Source organism: Nostoc sp. KVJ20, from assembly GCF_001712795.1.
GTDB lineage: Bacteria > Cyanobacteriota > Cyanobacteriia > Cyanobacteriales > Nostocaceae > Nostoc.
Genome location: NZ_KV757788.1, coordinates 1 through 15511 on the forward strand (window position 1 = coordinate 1; position 15511 = coordinate 15511).

The 15511-nt window shown below is 42.2% G+C and carries 15 protein-coding genes; 8 read left to right on the forward strand and 7 right to left on the reverse strand.

The features are described 5' to 3' along the window. Window positions 1–361: HEAT repeat domain-containing protein (locus A4S05_RS36960; RefSeq protein WP_141699921.1), on the forward strand; the 361-nt coding region annotated here is incomplete at its 5' end. Between the two features lie 246 nt (window positions 362–607). Here A4S05_RS36960 and A4S05_RS36965 read toward each other — a convergent pair. Both A4S05_RS36965 and A4S05_RS36970 read right to left on the reverse strand, forming a co-directional pair. Further along, entirely contained in the window at window positions 608–871 is a 264-nt protein-coding gene (locus A4S05_RS36965) for a type II toxin-antitoxin system RelE family toxin (protein WP_069074721.1), read from the reverse strand. After that, a complete protein-coding gene (locus A4S05_RS36970; RefSeq protein WP_069074722.1) occupies window positions 864–1142 on the reverse strand; it encodes a hypothetical protein in 279 nt (92 codons plus the stop codon). The genes A4S05_RS36965 and A4S05_RS36970 overlap by 8 nt, the downstream gene beginning before the upstream one ends. A gap of 58 nt (window positions 1143–1200) precedes the next feature. Here A4S05_RS36970 and A4S05_RS42425 point away from each other — a divergent pair, with 58 nt between their 5' ends. After that, window positions 1201–1359, forward strand: coding sequence for a hypothetical protein (locus tag A4S05_RS42425; protein WP_176727218.1), 159 nt, complete (start codon window positions 1201–1203; stop codon window positions 1357–1359). 27 nt (window positions 1360–1386) lie between these two features. Then, complete coding sequence (locus A4S05_RS36975) at window positions 1387–2016, forward strand: transposase (protein WP_069074723.1); 630 nt, start codon at window positions 1387–1389, stop codon at window positions 2014–2016. A 37-nt stretch (window positions 2017–2053) separates the two neighbouring features. Here the strand turns inward: A4S05_RS36975 and A4S05_RS36980 are convergent, their stop codons facing one another. Then, window positions 2054–3568 carry a phenylacetate--CoA ligase family protein gene (locus A4S05_RS36980; RefSeq protein ID WP_069074724.1) on the reverse strand — a complete coding sequence of 505 codons (1515 nt, stop codon included), beginning with the start codon at window positions 3566–3568 and terminating at the stop codon, window positions 2054–2056. A 193-nt stretch (window positions 3569–3761) separates the two neighbouring features. Here A4S05_RS36980 and A4S05_RS36985 point away from each other — a divergent pair, with 193 nt between their 5' ends. From A4S05_RS36985 to A4S05_RS36995, 3 genes are all read left to right on the forward strand, one after another. After that, complete coding sequence (locus A4S05_RS36985) at window positions 3762–5450, forward strand: serine/threonine-protein kinase (RefSeq protein ID WP_069074725.1); 1689 nt, start codon at window positions 3762–3764, stop codon at window positions 5448–5450. Window positions 5451–5521: 71 nt separating this feature from the next. Continuing rightward, window positions 5522–7699, forward strand: a complete 2178-nt coding sequence (locus A4S05_RS36990; protein ID WP_069074726.1) for a serine/threonine-protein kinase — start codon at window positions 5522–5524, stop codon at window positions 7697–7699. A gap of 247 nt (window positions 7700–7946) precedes the next feature. Further along, complete coding sequence (locus A4S05_RS36995) at window positions 7947–8585, forward strand: histidine phosphatase family protein (protein WP_069074732.1); 639 nt, start codon at window positions 7947–7949, stop codon at window positions 8583–8585. Between the two features lie 529 nt (window positions 8586–9114). Here A4S05_RS36995 and A4S05_RS37000 read toward each other — a convergent pair. Beyond that, window positions 9115–9732, reverse strand: coding sequence for an NUDIX hydrolase (locus tag A4S05_RS37000; RefSeq protein WP_069074727.1), 618 nt, complete (start codon window positions 9730–9732; stop codon window positions 9115–9117). Window positions 9733–9843: 111 nt separating this feature from the next. Next, a complete protein-coding gene (gene pgk, locus A4S05_RS37005) occupies window positions 9844–11046 on the reverse strand; it encodes a phosphoglycerate kinase (RefSeq protein WP_069074728.1) in 1203 nt (400 codons plus the stop codon). Between the two features lie 89 nt (window positions 11047–11135). Here pgk and A4S05_RS37010 point away from each other — a divergent pair, with 89 nt between their 5' ends. Then, window positions 11136–11543, forward strand: a complete 408-nt coding sequence (locus A4S05_RS37010; RefSeq protein WP_069074733.1) for a universal stress protein — start codon at window positions 11136–11138, stop codon at window positions 11541–11543. A gap of 285 nt (window positions 11544–11828) precedes the next feature. Here the strand turns inward: A4S05_RS37010 and A4S05_RS37015 are convergent, their stop codons facing one another. Both A4S05_RS37015 and A4S05_RS37020 read right to left on the reverse strand, forming a co-directional pair. Further along, window positions 11829–12539 (reverse strand): GDYXXLXY domain-containing protein, encoded by a 711-nt coding sequence (locus tag A4S05_RS37015; RefSeq protein WP_069074729.1) that lies wholly within the window; start codon window positions 12537–12539, stop codon window positions 11829–11831. A gap of 243 nt (window positions 12540–12782) precedes the next feature. Beyond that, complete coding sequence (locus tag A4S05_RS37020; RefSeq protein ID WP_069074730.1) at window positions 12783–14198, reverse strand: DUF2157 domain-containing protein; 1416 nt, start codon at window positions 14196–14198, stop codon at window positions 12783–12785. 210 nt (window positions 14199–14408) lie between these two features. On the opposite strand from A4S05_RS37020, the gene A4S05_RS37025 reads away from it, so the two are divergent. Next, a complete protein-coding gene (locus A4S05_RS37025) occupies window positions 14409–15374 on the forward strand; it encodes an RsmB/NOP family class I SAM-dependent RNA methyltransferase (protein ID WP_069074731.1) in 966 nt (321 codons plus the stop codon). Window positions 15375–15511: the final 137 nt, after the last annotated feature.

Here is a 15511-nt window from a genome sequence, read left to right on the forward strand (position 1 = left end):
GTTAATCGGCAAACCACAACTGAATGATTCTACCCGAAGGATAGCGGCAGAAAGCTTAGGGAAAATTGACCCTGGCAACCAAAAAACGATTGATGCTTTGGTAGAGTTAATCGGCAAACCACAACTGGATGATTCTACCCGAATGCAAGCGGCAGAAAGCTTAGAGAAAATTCTGTCAGAGGAACAGATGCCGAATGTTGTCACCATGTTGAAGGATTATTTATCACCTGAAATGTATAAAAATGACTTTGGGAGATTTTATACTTCCTACGAAGTTATCTGGAAGTCCGCCCAAAGTATGCCCTACCCGGCTTTTTATCAAGCTTGGCATCAACAAGAGAAAGTGAAAGATGGAGAGTAAGAAAGAAAGATACTTCCTCCAGCCAAAACATAAGCGAAATGTGGAAGCAGCAATCCCTTGTAAAGACGCGATTCATTGCATCTCGTAAGCGTCTCGTAAATCTATCGCGTCCGATATGTCCGCAATCCTGGGAATGCGTCGCCCCTAATAAAACAGATATTGTAAACAGAATGGGAATGCGTAGGCGTAGCCCGCCGCAGGCATCGTTTTTGCGATCGCCGTGATGAATTGATTAAGCGATCGCCTTTACGGTTTATATACCTCACTGCGATGAGCAATTGCCACAACAAGTACCTGCACAACTTCATCGTCTATAGAATAAATGACCCTGTAATCACCGATTCGGTAGCGATAGTAACCTGCATAATCTCCCTTCAGGGCTTTAATGTTGGGGTGCGATCGAGGAGTTTGTTCTAGCTGCTGCAAACATCGGGCAATTTTCTTAGCAAAAGCTTTGTTAGCATTGACATAAACTTCCTGGACATCGGGATGAAGAATAACTTCATACATCAGAGCGAAGAGTTCTCCAGGCGGTGTATTGGGCTTTAGGCGTTACTTGATTTTGCTTAACTCGCTCTAACAATCCAGGAATTGCCAAAAGTTCTTGGGTTGCAGCTTCGCTTTCAGCATTTGCCAAATAAGCAGCAAAATCAGTCAGCACCCGTAATCGTTCTGGAGATAATTGCTGTAGTAAGTCATTAAGCTGTTGCTGTAACTCTGCGACAGAGATCAAATCTGCTGATGAGCCATCATCCATCGGAGAATTATCGGTAGTATTCATTGCCTACTTCATAATTTCAAGGTTTAGTTTTTATTATGCATCAAATCTTCCAAGTGCTTTGGTTATCTTAGGGGAAACTGCGGCAGACGCGATCGCCCCCCTTGTAGAGACGGCGATTCATCGCGTCTTCTTCCTTCCCATCATTTACATAGCGCGAAGAATAATTCAGAGTTTTTTGGGTTGGCAATTACATCAATGCAAAGCAATAATTGCATAAATTTTTGTATCAATCAAAGATGTAATCATGAATAATGATGAGCCTCAACCAGAAAACAACAAATCCAAATACAAAGGTAAATATCGAATTGACTCAACCCGTTTGCCTGCATGGAGTTATGCTAGTAATGCTGGATATTTCGTTACTATTTGCACCGACGGTAAAAAATGCTTTTTTGGTGAGATTGTACAGGGTGAAATGCAGCGATCGCCAATTGGAGAAATTGCTAAGAAATTGTGGTATGAGATTCCTAATAATTTTTCTAATTGCCAGATAGATTCGTTTTGCGTCATGCCTAATCATATTCATGGGATTTTGGTTATTAATCAAACACAAGAAGACGCGATGAATCCACGAACACGAGAAGAAGACGCGATGAATCGCGTCTCTACAAGGGGGGACAATCAACGGGGTGGGGTTACTGGGTTATTTAATCCGATGTTGTCTAAAAATTCCCTTTCTAAAATTGTTAGGTGGTACAAAGGACGATGTTCATTTGAAATTAATCAAATATATGAAGGTTTTGGATGGCAAGAAAGGTTTCATGACAACATAATTCGTAATGAATTCGCCCGCGATCGCATCAGACAATATATTATCAATAACCCAATCAATTGGGAAAATGATCGCGAACAACCACCCCATCCCCCCTTGTAGAGACGCGATTCATCGCGTCTTCTTGTATTTGATTCATCTATTGACGCGTATAACGATGTTTCACCCCAATCGGAAAATATTCAAAATCACCCATTGGAGCTAATGTAACCTGTGGTGTTTGATACTCTGCCGGAACATAATTAGCAAACTCGCTATTCAGACGTAGCAGTTGTGAAAGAATAGAAGATGCGATCGCAACTCTTTGATCTTCACTACCCTCTACTCCTGCTCCTAACTCTACAACCACAGATAAAAATCGGTTTTTGTCACCATCTTCCTTCACCTGCAACACAAATTTACCCGTCACCCATTCTTGAATTCCTGGTTGCTCTAATCCCACCGTCACATTTTCGGGATAGATATTTGCGCCAAAGTAGGAAACTGTAAAGTTAGAACGCCCAAAGACATAAACAAAAGGTAGCTGATGAATACCTCTAGATGATTCTTGAGCCTCAGAACGGAGATTTTCGAGCGGGTTAAATCCCCATTCAGCTAAAAATTGCAGCATGGCATCATAACTAATTATCCCGCCAGTATCTAAAATGTCATAACGCACTAAGGGAATACCGTTATCTCCCGAAAACAGCAATCCGCCATCTTGAACTTCAAAAAAGCGACTGCAAGGATCATATTGTACTAGCGTGGGTAAACGCGATTCCCCAAATAAAGCTCTAGCAGCATCGGGATTTTCTGCCAAAAAACGGCGAATGCAGATACTTAACGGTGTTTCATTACCCAAAACTCCCGCATCCGCAGTGCCGTAGAGTGATGCAAAATCATAGCAAGGATTTTGTGAACTAACTCTTTCACCAACTAAACTCCGCCATTCTTCACTAAATACTTCTCCCGCCATCACTAATTTAATCTGATATTGCTGCCACTCCACACCACGAGCGATACCAGTATCAATGACATCTTTTAAAAATGGCGGGTATCCCAATAACACTACCTGTTCAAAAGCTGAACCTAATTCCTGCACAACTCGCAAAATTTCTTCTTTATTGTTACCAGGAGTAATTACGGTGATGGGATAACCTTTGCTAGCAAGATAACGACAGCAATTAGTAGTAAACATTCCACCTACCCAAGTGCCCAAAGTGAAACAAATTACTGCTAGGGTACGTCTGGTATCTGCATAGAAACTATCGTGAAAAATTTGTTCAAAGCGTGTGGCGATTTGGAGTTCATCTGTGAAAAAACGAGGCCAAAATGTCGGTTTCCCACTGGAACCTGATGAAGCAGCTATCATGTCGCACCCTTGGAGTTGTCCGTTGCGGCACAAGTCAGCTAAGGGATAACGCAGTATATAATTTTGTTTAGCGATCGCTGGGAGTTTTTGAAACTCTTCCAAGGTTTGAATAGTTGCGGGATTAATTTCCCTTTCTGCTAAAAAAGCCTTGTAGGCTGGCACATTAGCCGCCACATCGTGAAATAAACTCAAAGCTGCCGAAGTTTGAGTGTTGAGATGCCGTTGCAGTATGGTTTCTAGGGGGGTAGACAAAAAATCTTCAAATGCTTTAATTACTTGCTGCTGTCTTGATTTGTGGTTCATGACGCTTGTTGTTTATCCTGAAGTAAACCAACACCGTTAAAATAATTCGTAGTTCGTAATGACGCTCTCTACGAGACGCTAAAAGCGAACGCGGACTCGCTACCGCTGCGCTAACGTAATTCGTAGGATATCCGAAAATGAGGGTATATGCGTTGTAGTTACTCAATAAAACCTTAATTTATCCTTGGGCACCATGCAGCTCTATTGCAGTAAACAACACACAAATAATGGTAGTAACCGCTTTTGTACCCATTGCGGTGAGCCATTACCTCTTGGTGTGGGACAGGTTGTGGATAATCGCTATCAAATTATCCGTCAATTAGGGCAGGGCGGCTTTGGACGCACCTATTTGGCTGAGGATATAAAGAAATCCCATCAAACCTGTGTGTTGAAGGAATTTGCACCCCAAGTACAAGAACATCAAGATTTACAAAAAGCTAAAGAGTTATTTGAACGAGAAGCCAATGTTCTCAAAAAACTCCAGCATCCACAAATTCCGCGTTTTCACGCCTCGCTACAAGTGAAAATTGGTACTAAAGATTTTTTCTTTCTAGTACAAGATTATGTGGATGGTGATAATTATTACCAATTATTAGAACAGCGGGAAACTCAAGGAAAAACCTTTAGTGAAGAGGAAGTAATCACTTTACTCCAACAGATTTTACCAGTGTTATCCTACATCCACTCACGAGATGTAGTTCACCGTGATATCTCTCCCGATAATTTGATTTGGCGGCGTTCTGATAATCTCCCGGTGCTGATTGATTTTGGTGGTGTCAAGCAATTGCCAGCTTCTCAAGGTTTTTGGCAGACTAAACTAGCTGAAAATAATACTTTGCTGGGTAAAAAGGGCTACGCCCCAGAAGAACAGCTACGTCAGGGAAAAGCTTTTTTTAGTAGTGATTTATACTCTTTGGCGGTGACAACATTAGTGTTGCTTACAGGTCAAGAACCGCAAAAATTATACGACAGCTATCAGGGAATTTGGGGATGGGGAAAGCAAATCCACGTTAGTCCTCAACTGGAAGCGGTGTTAAAAAAGATGCTAGCTTATAAACCAAGCGATCGCTATCAACGATCCGAGCAAATCCTCAAAGATTTACCATCATCAACTGCAACTAAATCCCCAGGTAATTATATTACTGGCAAGATTAAGACGATGGTCGTTGCTCCGGGAAGACAACGCGCTAGTGCTATTGTGAGTAGATTCCAAAGCAGAACGCAAGCGATGGCTAAACCGATATCTTGGCCTGTTTGGATTCGCCCTTTTGTGATCAGTTTAGGGGGAACAGCTATAGTTGGATTAACTTTGGCGGCTGGAAATGCAGTCATTCGGGCTGTAACTTCAATCACTATTCCATCAATTTCCTTACCGGAAATTCCCCAGTTTCCAAATCCGATTGGTAAACCAGTCAGCGACAAAGGAAAAAATAGCAATCTCCAGGAAATTATCAGTCGTCGTCAACAGCTAGAAATTACTGAAGGATTTTTTATTCCCTTCGTCGATAATTTATTTTATACAAAAAAACCAGAATTAAAAGGACGTAGCCTGTCATCTAAACCTGAAGACGCTGGTTTACGAGATGAATGGTCTGGTATTGCTAATGATTTATTGAATAAACTAGAACAGGCTAACCTCAGTACCGCAGCTCGTCGGCAATTGGGGAACTATAGTCAAAAAGATTACGATACATGGAGAAGACAAGCGCGATCAGGGCAGTTTGGGAACTATACAATTGATCAGCTGACCAAAGACACAAATGAAAAATTTGATCGGTTGTTTCCTGATCAGCAGCGTGGAAAACTCAATCAACAGACTTTCGGTCAAATTTGGTATGCGATCGCAGCTGATCAAGTCAGTAAAGTACAATCTGGCAAGTAAGGGGACTGGGGACTGGGGACTGGGGACTGGAGAAGAGTTACTAATAACAAATGACAAATGACTAATAACTAATGACTAAAATATATTGTTCTAAAGGACATGAAAATACTCCAGGTAGTCGCTTTTGTCTCCAGTGTGGTGAAAATTTGTTGGATACGCCCATGAGTTATGGTATCCAACCAGGATTAACTTTAGGCGATCGCTATGTGATTGTACGTCAAATTGGCCAAGGTGGCTTTGGACGCACTTATTTAGCTGAAGATGTCAACCGTTTCCGCGAACTTTGTGTTTTAAAAGAATTTTCTCCCCAAGTTCAAACCGCTTACGTTGTCCAAAAAGCTGAAGAACTGTTTGAAAGGGAAGCGAGTGTTCTTTATAAACTGCAACATCCCCAAATTCCCCGCTTCCGGGAACTGCTGCGGATGAACTTAGGAGGCAAAGAATATCTGTTTTTGGTACAAGATTATGTAGAAGGGGAAACTTACAACTCGTTGTTAGATGCTCGAATAAAGCAAGGTTTGCGCTTTACAGAAGTAGAAGTACGCCAATTATTGCAGCAAATTTTGCCAGTGTTGGAATACATCCACTCACTAGGAGTAATTCATCGAGATATTTCTCCAGATAATTTAATGCTTCGCACTGTTGACAAACTGCCAGTATTAATTGATTTTGGCGGTGTCAAACAAGTAGTAGCAGTAGTTGCTTCCCAATATTACCAACCCGGCGTAGTTGCATCTTCCCCATCACCAACCCTACTAGGTAAGATAGGATTTGCGCCTCCAGAACAGATGCAAACTGGGTTAGTATCTCCCCACAGCGACTTGTATGCTTTAGCAGCAACAATGTTGGTTTTACTGACAGGCAAACAACCTCAAGAATTAATTGATACCTACACTCTTAGTTGGCAGTGGCGACGAGAAGTAAGCCTGAGTCAAACTTTGGCAGAGGTATTAGATAAAATGCTATCTGCAAGACCAAGCGATCGCTATCAATCAGCCCGTCAAGTACTCCAAGCTATCAACTCGTCCCCAGCTAACTTTCCCCCAACTCAATACCCCACTCCACCACAACCACAACCCACATCCGCCACCGTCGCCGTCTCTCCACCTCCCCCATCTTCCCCATCTCCCTCATATCCCCCATCCCCTCAGCCCACAAGCTGGTGGACACCAACAAAAATCTTCCTTGTAGCGGCGTTAGTCGTTGGTAGTGTTGGATTAATTTCGTGGGGATTGAATAGCAGGCGAGATATCGGTGAAGTCGAACCTACACCCACAGCCAGTCCAATTCCAACCAGTGAACAACCAACCGATCCCTTAGCGCAATATTCACCAGCAGAACGGGAACGCAAAGAAAAATTAAGCGATCGCCGTCAACAGTTGGATATTAGTTCTAACTTCTACGTGAATTTGGTGAATCAAGTTTTTTGGGATAGAAATCCCAGTTTGCGAGGACGCACTCTCAGCGATGGCCCTGAAGATGAAGGTTTGCGGGCAGAATGGGATAAAACAGCCTCAGAATTGCTGGAAAAACTTGCACCATTGAGTTCCAATACACGACGACAGTTGGGAACTTATACAAGTGCTGAACGCGATCGCTGGAAAGTGGAAGTCAATAAAATTAACGTTGGTAGTCGTTCTTTGTATGATTTGGGAGATGCGGCTTTCTTACGTGTATTCCCTGAGCAGCGGGGTAAAAATTTCCAAGATCAGCCCATTGGACAAGTTTGGCATGGATTTGTTAGCGATAAACTCAGTGCTATCCTTGCCGGTAGTGCTTTCCAGAAAATTGTCTTTGATCCGGGGGCTACTGGTAAAACAGTCAGCGGCACTCTCCAACCTGGTGGTGGTAAAGTATTCATTGCTGGACTTGCCAAAGACCAATCTCTAGACTTGAACCTACAAGCAAATTCCCAAGTTTTGTTATCAGTCTATTCACCCTCTGGCAAAATTCAATTTTTAGAAGATTCTACCCAGCGTAGTTTGTCAACTAAATTACCAGAAAACGGATTTTACGAGTTTGTTGTAGTTTCCACAGCATCGAAACCAGTAGATTATAAACTCAGCATTACCGCCGAAAATCCCACTCCTCCCCCATCGCCAACACCAACGCCTACAGAAACACCAACGCCTACAGAAACACCCACGCCAACTCCCACACCCACAGAAACACCTACACCAACTCCCACAGAAACCTCCACACCTGAACCGACACCGACACCGACACCGACACAGGAGACAACGCCCTAGTACCGCAAGGCGGAATTAAAAATTAAAAATTAAAAATTAAAAATGAAGACAGCGTAAGGGTTTTGTTGATTGGGAATGGGTGGTTTATTTCCGCCGTGCTGTACTAGTTGTCTTCGATTTCAAAAGTTTGTAGTAGTTGATTGACTTTTTTGGTTGATTACTTTGTCCTAGTATCACAGACTTGATTGCAAGATTGATGGTAGTTTATTTTTGCACAAACTCCTTGATCCCAATCGCGATACAAGCTATGACACTCAATTTATATTTACTGCGACATGGAGAAACTACTTTTAGTCAAAGTGGTAATTTCTGCGGTGAAACTGATGCGGAGTTGACTTCTGAAGGGATGCAGATGGCAGAGAGTTTTGCCGATGTTTATCAAAACTTGAAGTGGGAAGCTGTTTATGTTAGCCCGATGAAGCGGGCAATTGCAACTGCCAAGCCATTTTGTAATGCTATCGGTATGGATATGCAGTTGCGTGATGGACTTAGAGAAGGTAGTTACGGCGAATGGGAAACTAAGAGTAAATCGTTTGCCCAAGAGAATTACGCAGAAAACTATGTAAAATGGTTGACAGAACCAGCTTGGAATGCGCCCAAAGGTGGAGAAACTGCGGTAGATATTGCTAACCGTTCTATGCCTGTAATTGCTGAAATTCAAGAAAAACATCCCCACGGTAATGTTTTAGTAGTTTCCCATAAAGCCACGATTCGGATTACGCTTTGCAGTTTACTGGGAATTGATTTGGGACGCTATCGCTATCGGGTGAATATTTTGGTTGCGTCGGTAAGTATGGTTAAATTTGACGTTCATGGCCCTTTGTTAGAAATATTAGGCGATCGACATCATATACCCGATCATATTCGCTCTCGTCCGGGAACATAATAGTCCCTACTAGGTATTGAGCCGAGATGCGCGACGTGAAAGTTGTGAAAATTTGCGTTGCCCAGATCCCCGACTTCTTAAAGAAGTCGGGGATCTAATTTTTCACGAATGATTTAGGACTGCTATAAAACAATACAGTTCAGATAAGACCAAAACACTTGTAGAGACGGCGATTTATCGCGTCTTTAAAACCCACAATTTTGTACTATTAGCCCTTAACCCAAGCGTATTGCGCTATAAAAACCTTTTTAAAGAAAGGTTTCAGAATTTGTGTTGCCGAAACTGACAAAAGAGGGATAGTTAATTAGTGTAGATAGGAAATTTGTGTAGTAGTATATTGCCTAAAAAATTTGGCAAAGTATATTAAATATTGAAGGAACTATAGGACTCATATTTGATTTCTGAAAAAACTCAGTACAACTAAGAAGCCTTCTTGACTGTTGCCTGTTGCCTATTGCCTATTGCCTATTGCCTATTGCCTATTGCCTGCCTACGCAAATTAGTTCAGAAATCAAAGCGGATTCCTATACTAATCAAAGTCTGTCGGTAAATCTGGTTGGCGATAATGTTGAAAAAGTCGCGTGATTTGCGCTGGTGTCACACGTCCAATAGAAAGTTCTGGTAACCCATCTTCAGGAAAAAAGCCTACATCTTCAGTTTCAATACTTGATGATGGAGAACCGCCAATGAGTTCACAGTGAAAAAACAGTTTGTAGACATAAAACGGCAATGGTGGATGTCCCTGTTTGTTTCTGTCATAGACTGCTAAAAGTTTAATAGCGCGTGCTTGATATCCAGATTCTTCATATACTTCTTTCACAACTACCTGACTAGGCGATTCACCAACATCAGCCCATCCACCAGGTAAACTCCAACAGCCGTCTACTCTTTCCTTGACTAACAATATAGTGTCATCACGAAAAATTGCTGCCCGCACGTCAACTTTGGGAGTTGCATATCCTAGTTCACGGCTAAATAAATCGAGGATATAGCTGTGTTCTACATTCGAGTAAGTCGCCATAATTTCTGTGGCGATCGCTCGTAATTGTTTGTAACGTTCAATATCAAACACGCCCTCAGAATAAGTTAACCCATTTTGAGCGATCGCTTGTAATTTTTGCGTCCATTCCAGCCATTTAGGTTGCATATATTTTTCTCATGTAGTGGCTTAGGAATTGGGAAAAGGTGACAGGTGACAGGTAATAGGGAATAATCTGTACCCTGTAACCTGTACCCTATTCCCTTCCCCAATCCCTAATTACGCATCATCTAAAGCTGCAATTCCAGGCAATACCTTACCTTCAAGTAACTCCAAGCTAGCGCCGCCGCCGGTGGAGATGTGGCTCATTTGGTCGGCTAAACCAACTTTTTCCACAGCCGCTACTGAGTCGCCACCGCCAATGATGGTTGTTGTGCCAGTTTTACCGATTTCGGCAAGGGTATGAGCGATCGCTTCCGTACCTTTCGCAAATTTATCAAACTCAAACACACCCATTGGCCCATTCCAAATTACCGTTTTGGTATCTGCAAGAGCTTCTTGGAAAAATTTCACCGAGTCTGGCCCAATATCCAAACCCATCCAACCATCGGGGATATTCTCAATGCTAACGGTTTGAGAATTGGCATCAGGGGCAAAGTTATCTGCCAATACCACATCTGTGGGAAGCAATAAAGCAACGCCCCGTTCCTTAGCCTTAGCTTCTAAAGACTTCGCTAATTCCAGCTTGTCTTCTTCCACCAACGACTTACCAACATTCAAACCACGGGCTTTGTAGAAGGTGAAAATCATCCCACCACCAATAATCAGCTTGTCGCACTTCTCCAGCAGTGTTTCAATTACGCCAATTTTGCTGGAAACTTTGGAACCACCAATAATTGCCGCTAAAGGACGTTGGGGATTTTCAATGGCGTTTTGCAGATATTGCAATTCCTTCTCAACCAAATATCCAGCCACAGAAGGGCTGAGGAATTTAGTCACACCTTCAGTAGAAGCATGGGCGCGGTGTGCAGTACCAAAAGCATCATTTACATAAAAATCAGCATTAGCTGCCAATTTTTTCGCAAATTCTGGGTCGTTCTTTTCTTCTTCTTTATAAAAACGGACATTTTCTAGTAACAGCACTTGGCCATTTTGCAATGCGCCAACCTTAGCTGCAACTTCATCACCAATGGAATCATCAGTTTTAATGACTTCTTGCCCCAGTAACTCAGACAGACGCTTGGCAACGGGAGTTAGGCGTAATTTGTCATCCACACCCTTGGGACGGCCAAAATGGCTGGCGAGAATGACCTTAGCTCCCTTCTGCGTCAAATCTTGGATGGTTGGTAGAGCGGCGCGAATGCGAGTATCGTCGGTAATGTTGCCTTGATCGTCCACAGGCACGTTAAAATCGACCCGCACTAAGGCACGTTTCCCAGAGATATCAGCCGAAGATAAACTTGCTAAACTTTTTTTGGACACACCAAACTCTCCTGATTGCCTTTTTGTTATTGTTTTGAAAGTAGAACCATCAAGATTTTACCGGAGTCAGGGGTACCCAAGTGACAGATATATTTAAGACAGTACTATTTCCTATCGATCAAAGCCGGGAAACGCGGGAAGCTGCTGACGTTGTTACCAACGTAGTTAAAAAGTACAGCAGTCGCTTGGTGCTGCTGTCTGTGGTAGAAGAACCACCTCCAGATGCGCCTAGTGCCGATCCGATGGTGTCGCCAGAGGTAGTTGCCAAACTGCTACAAAATGCCCAATCTTTATTTTCTGAGCAAGGAATTCAATCTGAAATCCTGGAAAGGCAAGGCAAACCAGCTTTTACTATCTGCGATGTCGCTGATGAAATTGGAGCAGATTTAATTATCATGGGCTGTCGGGGTCTAGGTTTGACTGAAGAGGGAGCAGATGATAGTGTTACCACCCGTGTGATTAACCTTTCCCCTTGCCCAGTGTTGATTGTGCCTTAGCAGTGTGTTGCTCAATACTAGTAAATTTGTAGTGTAGTGCGATCGCTAAAAAAATTCTGCGGTTGTTGCAAAAAGGCGGCTGGGGTAAATTACCCATAAAACATCTCTAGAAATTAAATATGCTTTACTTAGAATCATTGTAGAGACGTAGAAATGCTACGTCTCTACATTTTTTTCACCAAATATTTAATGACAAACAGAAAGTTCTGAGCGTCGGAAGCCGACACTCAGAACTTGGGAAAGAAATCTGGCGTGTAAACATGCAATGTTTATTTGCCTAAGAGCTTAAAAGCGATAGTTGCGATCGCGCACCCACATACTAACTGGCACTGCTTTACCTTGTGGATCTACCTTCGCCTTCACCACAATGGGCGGTATTTGTCCCCTGCGGGCGCGTTGGGCTTGCAAGTCGTTCCGAATCTGCTGACGTTGGTTTTCTGGGATGTAATATGTTTCCAAGCCGTAGTTAACAGAGCCATCCTGATAAACACCTCTTAAAGCTACTTGGTTGGCTCTAAGAGTCGTGGGGCGATCGCTACTTACTCGTAACGGTCTCCAAGCCCTAGGAACACCGCGACCAGAGGATAATTGCTCTTGCAAAATCACATAGATGTTGGTTCCTTCAGGCAATCTTCTGCCACTTCCCCGGCCTTTGCTGACTAATGGTTGCCAACCAGGCAGTCTACTCAAATTTGCGGTACGGGATATGTTGTAATCTAACGCTAAGGTGTTACCTTGAAGCACATTGCTAGGATCTACAGGTACGGTTTGCAAAATCACCGTCTTACCTGTCACATCTGTATAAACAGCTTGGGCTGGTACTGCCATAATTAACCCCGTTTGCAGCGCCAGGGGAGCTAGTAACCGCCAAAAAGGTAAGGGCTTATTCGATTTTTGTTCGGTAGCGATCAAGTAATCCCGAAAAGTTACCTTACTGGAGAATTCGGCTTCGGGAGACAAGGTTTTATTTTTAGATTCAGAAGAACTATTAGTCATGAGCGTAGTCCTAAAAAGCAGAGGTCTTGAGGAGGTCAAAGTAATGAGATTAGGACTGACGCAGAGAAACTTTAAAAACTTTAACTCACAGAGATTTTCAGTTAGGAGTTAGGAGTTAGGAGTTAGGAATAATTCAATTTTAGATTTGGAGTTTTGGATTGAAGAAAAAATCTAAAATTTAAGTGAACTTTTCCTGAATTCTGACTCCTGAATTCTGACTCCTGAATTCTTTCATCTTTTGCACTACTTTTTACTTGTAGAGCTACCACCAGGTAGACGGCGTTCAAACCAGAGTCCGGCGCTAATTAAAGCAGAACCGCACAGGACGAAGACCAAAGACTTAAAAAGTAAGTCTGTATCGTACTCCTGCACGCGACTGATAATTTGCAGTGTTAATAACAGCATACCGCCCCAAAAGGAACTTCTGTTGCTTAATTTCAATCCTTCTTGAATTAGTCCCCAAGCTAATGTTGCAAGAAGTACATTGAAAATAAAAATGCCAAGTTCATCAATCCGGCTGATAGTTTGATGCCAAAAAGGTACTAGGGTAATAAAGACAAGAAATGTACTAATGACAGCAGTCGTGAAAATTACTTCTCGACGCGGAGGGTTATTTCTTTGGCGCAGTAGAAACAACCATTGCAATACCGCCAAGCCGCTGAGAATCCCCAAATCGATGATCGGCAGAGACTCGAACAAGTTTGTCAAATTCGTTGGCTGATTAAAACTATATGGAGATTCCCAGACCCAACGAAAAGACAGAATGTAAAAGACAACGCCGAAGCTTACCAACGCTAAATTACGGGCTAGAGATTGAAACAACCTGTAATTTATGGTTGGAAACAGCAGGTCATCATAACTCCAGAATAATGCAGGTGGGAGTGCAAAAGCAAAAGATGCCACCCAAGGGGCTATATCAGCATAATTTAGCAGTGGCAGAGGGTTAAGGTTGGCTTGTAAGGAACTAGCAAAAACAAAGGCTGCTAGACCAAAAATCCAACGCGATCGACAGAAGTAGGCTAAGGGTACAAATACCAGCCATGCCAACAATGGCATATGCTGGACTACTAGACGCGACCAAGTTAACTCACCTGAAGCGTACCACAAGTCTTCTAATCCCGTCCAATAGCCAATTTCCACGAGGACAATTGACAGAACTCCTAAAGAATTTAAGGACAAACTGAAGGCCATCACCACAACACCCAACCCCCAGGCGAGAAACAGTTGGGAAGCTGAACCAGTGATATTGAACATCTGGGCCATTAGCAGTAAATTTGCACCGAAGATGAAGGCGCTTAAAATTAGCAACCCTTCTCCCAGTATGCGTTTGCTTCGTTCTGGCTTCTTTCCTTCAGGTGGTCTCCAACTGTAAAATCCAGTGATTGCGATCGCAAAAAACAAACTTATCATCAGAATAAATTTGACTTCTCGCGATCCTCCTTGCCAGTTTCCTGATACAAAGGTAATTATGCCTAAGCATAAAAGCACACTGCCTACAGCAATTGCGATCGCTTTGTTGCGATCGCGTGCAGCAGCTTCCAGGTTTTTAAATTGATAACGCTCTGCTATTTGCTCATATTGCGAAGAACTAATTAATCCTTCATCCCTCCATAGTTGTGCTTGTTTGCGTAATTTTTCCTGAAAACTATCTAAGAACATGACCTTCTCCGGTGCAGTGGGGTAGCTTGGCCATTGCGATCCCAATGGCGGTCATTATATTTTGAGTATGAAGCCAAAAGCCTTAATTACATTGTTCTTGTGTAACAGTTTTATTTGGATTGTGATACAACCTATAAATTCGTAATTCGTAATTCGTAATTAAGAAACTTAAGTTACAGATAATTGAAAATTGGTATTATATTTATTCACATGGAAAAACCTTCTAATTTATTACTTAAAGTCTCGCGACGTTTGTTCACTAATCTAGATGATCAAGAAAAATTTATTGAGGCTTTGATGAATCCTCAGCCTTTTTCACCAAGTATTCTTTGGTGTCAAGAAAAGTCAGAAACTTTGCCTTTTGCAGTGGAAACACCAACTTCTTGGCAACCACAATTTATAGACCGCTTATCTTTGGGAGAAAAACCCGGACGGCATCCCTTTCATGAAAAAGGATATTTTTATTGTTTAGATTTTTCTTCGGTGTTTGCAGCTACTACTTTGTTAGCTATTCCTCAGTCAGTGCGTTTAGTTTTTGATATGTGTGCTGCACCAGGAGGTAAAAGTATCTTCGCGTGGAAAGCTTTACAACCTGACTTACTTATCAGTAATGAAGTAATTGGCAAACGTCTGGGAATGCTAATTTCTAATTTGAAGCGTTGCCAGATCAGCCCTAGTGCAGTGGTTAATAGAGATTCGAGTATATTTGCCGAAATGTTTCCCTGCTCTAGCAATCTAGTAATAGTAGATGCTCCTTGTACTGGACAATCTTTACTTGCTAAAGGTGAAAAAGCGCCCGGATGTTTTCACCCAACTGCTATTAATAAGAGTGCAAATCGACAAAAGCGTATTATCGCTAACTCGGCGAAAATTGTTTTATCGCAAGGCTATCTTGCTTATATGACTTGTACATATTCACCCGAAGAAAATGAGCAAGTATGTGAATGGTTTTTGGAACGCTTTCCCCATTTTCAGGCAATAGAAATTAGTAATTTAGCCAAATATCAATCGCATTTAACTACAATGCCTTGTTATCGGATGTTTCCTCAAGATAGGTTAGGCGCTGGTGCGTTTACAGTCCTGTTTAAAAATACTAATGACGATGAAGATGAGCGTAAAGAAATATATTTAAATACAATATCTTCACTGTATATCTACCAAAATCTAAAAAAGTAAAATCATACCACAATACAGTTCAGATAAGACCAAAACACTTGTAGAGACGGCGATTTATCGCGTCTCGGAAACTGATTGCAAATTGCGTTAGCGGATCGGGGCATTATACCATTTTACTTTAATAATGATACAAATAC

What these genes read in the sequence shown, in the direction of transcription:
- A4S05_RS36990 (WP_069074726.1), top strand. Translation starts at nt 5,522, where the DNA reads ATGACTAAAATATATTGTTCTAAAGGACATGAAAATACTCCAGGTAGT.
- A4S05_RS36985 (WP_069074725.1), top strand. Translation starts at nt 3,762, where the DNA reads ATGCAGCTCTATTGCAGTAAACAACACACAAATAATGGTAGTAACCGC.
- A4S05_RS36965 (WP_069074721.1), bottom strand. Translation starts at nt 871, where the DNA reads ATGTATGAAGTTATTCTTCATCCCGATGTCCAGGAAGTTTATGTCAAT.
- A4S05_RS36975 (WP_069074723.1), top strand. Translation starts at nt 1,387, where the DNA reads ATGAATAATGATGAGCCTCAACCAGAAAACAACAAATCCAAATACAAA.
- A4S05_RS37020 (WP_069074730.1), bottom strand. Translation starts at nt 14,198, where the DNA reads ATGTTCTTAGATAGTTTTCAGGAAAAATTACGCAAACAAGCACAACTA.
- A4S05_RS36995 (WP_069074732.1), top strand. Translation starts at nt 7,947, where the DNA reads ATGACACTCAATTTATATTTACTGCGACATGGAGAAACTACTTTTAGT.
- A4S05_RS36970 (WP_069074722.1), bottom strand. Translation starts at nt 1,142, where the DNA reads ATGAATACTACCGATAATTCTCCGATGGATGATGGCTCATCAGCAGAT.
- A4S05_RS36980 (WP_069074724.1), bottom strand. Translation starts at nt 3,568, where the DNA reads ATGAACCACAAATCAAGACAGCAGCAAGTAATTAAAGCATTTGAAGAT.
- A4S05_RS37015 (WP_069074729.1), bottom strand. Translation starts at nt 12,539, where the DNA reads ATGACTAATAGTTCTTCTGAATCTAAAAATAAAACCTTGTCTCCCGAA.
- A4S05_RS37025 (WP_069074731.1), top strand. Translation starts at nt 14,409, where the DNA reads ATGGAAAAACCTTCTAATTTATTACTTAAAGTCTCGCGACGTTTGTTC.
- A4S05_RS37000 (WP_069074727.1), bottom strand. Translation starts at nt 9,732, where the DNA reads ATGCAACCTAAATGGCTGGAATGGACGCAAAAATTACAAGCGATCGCT.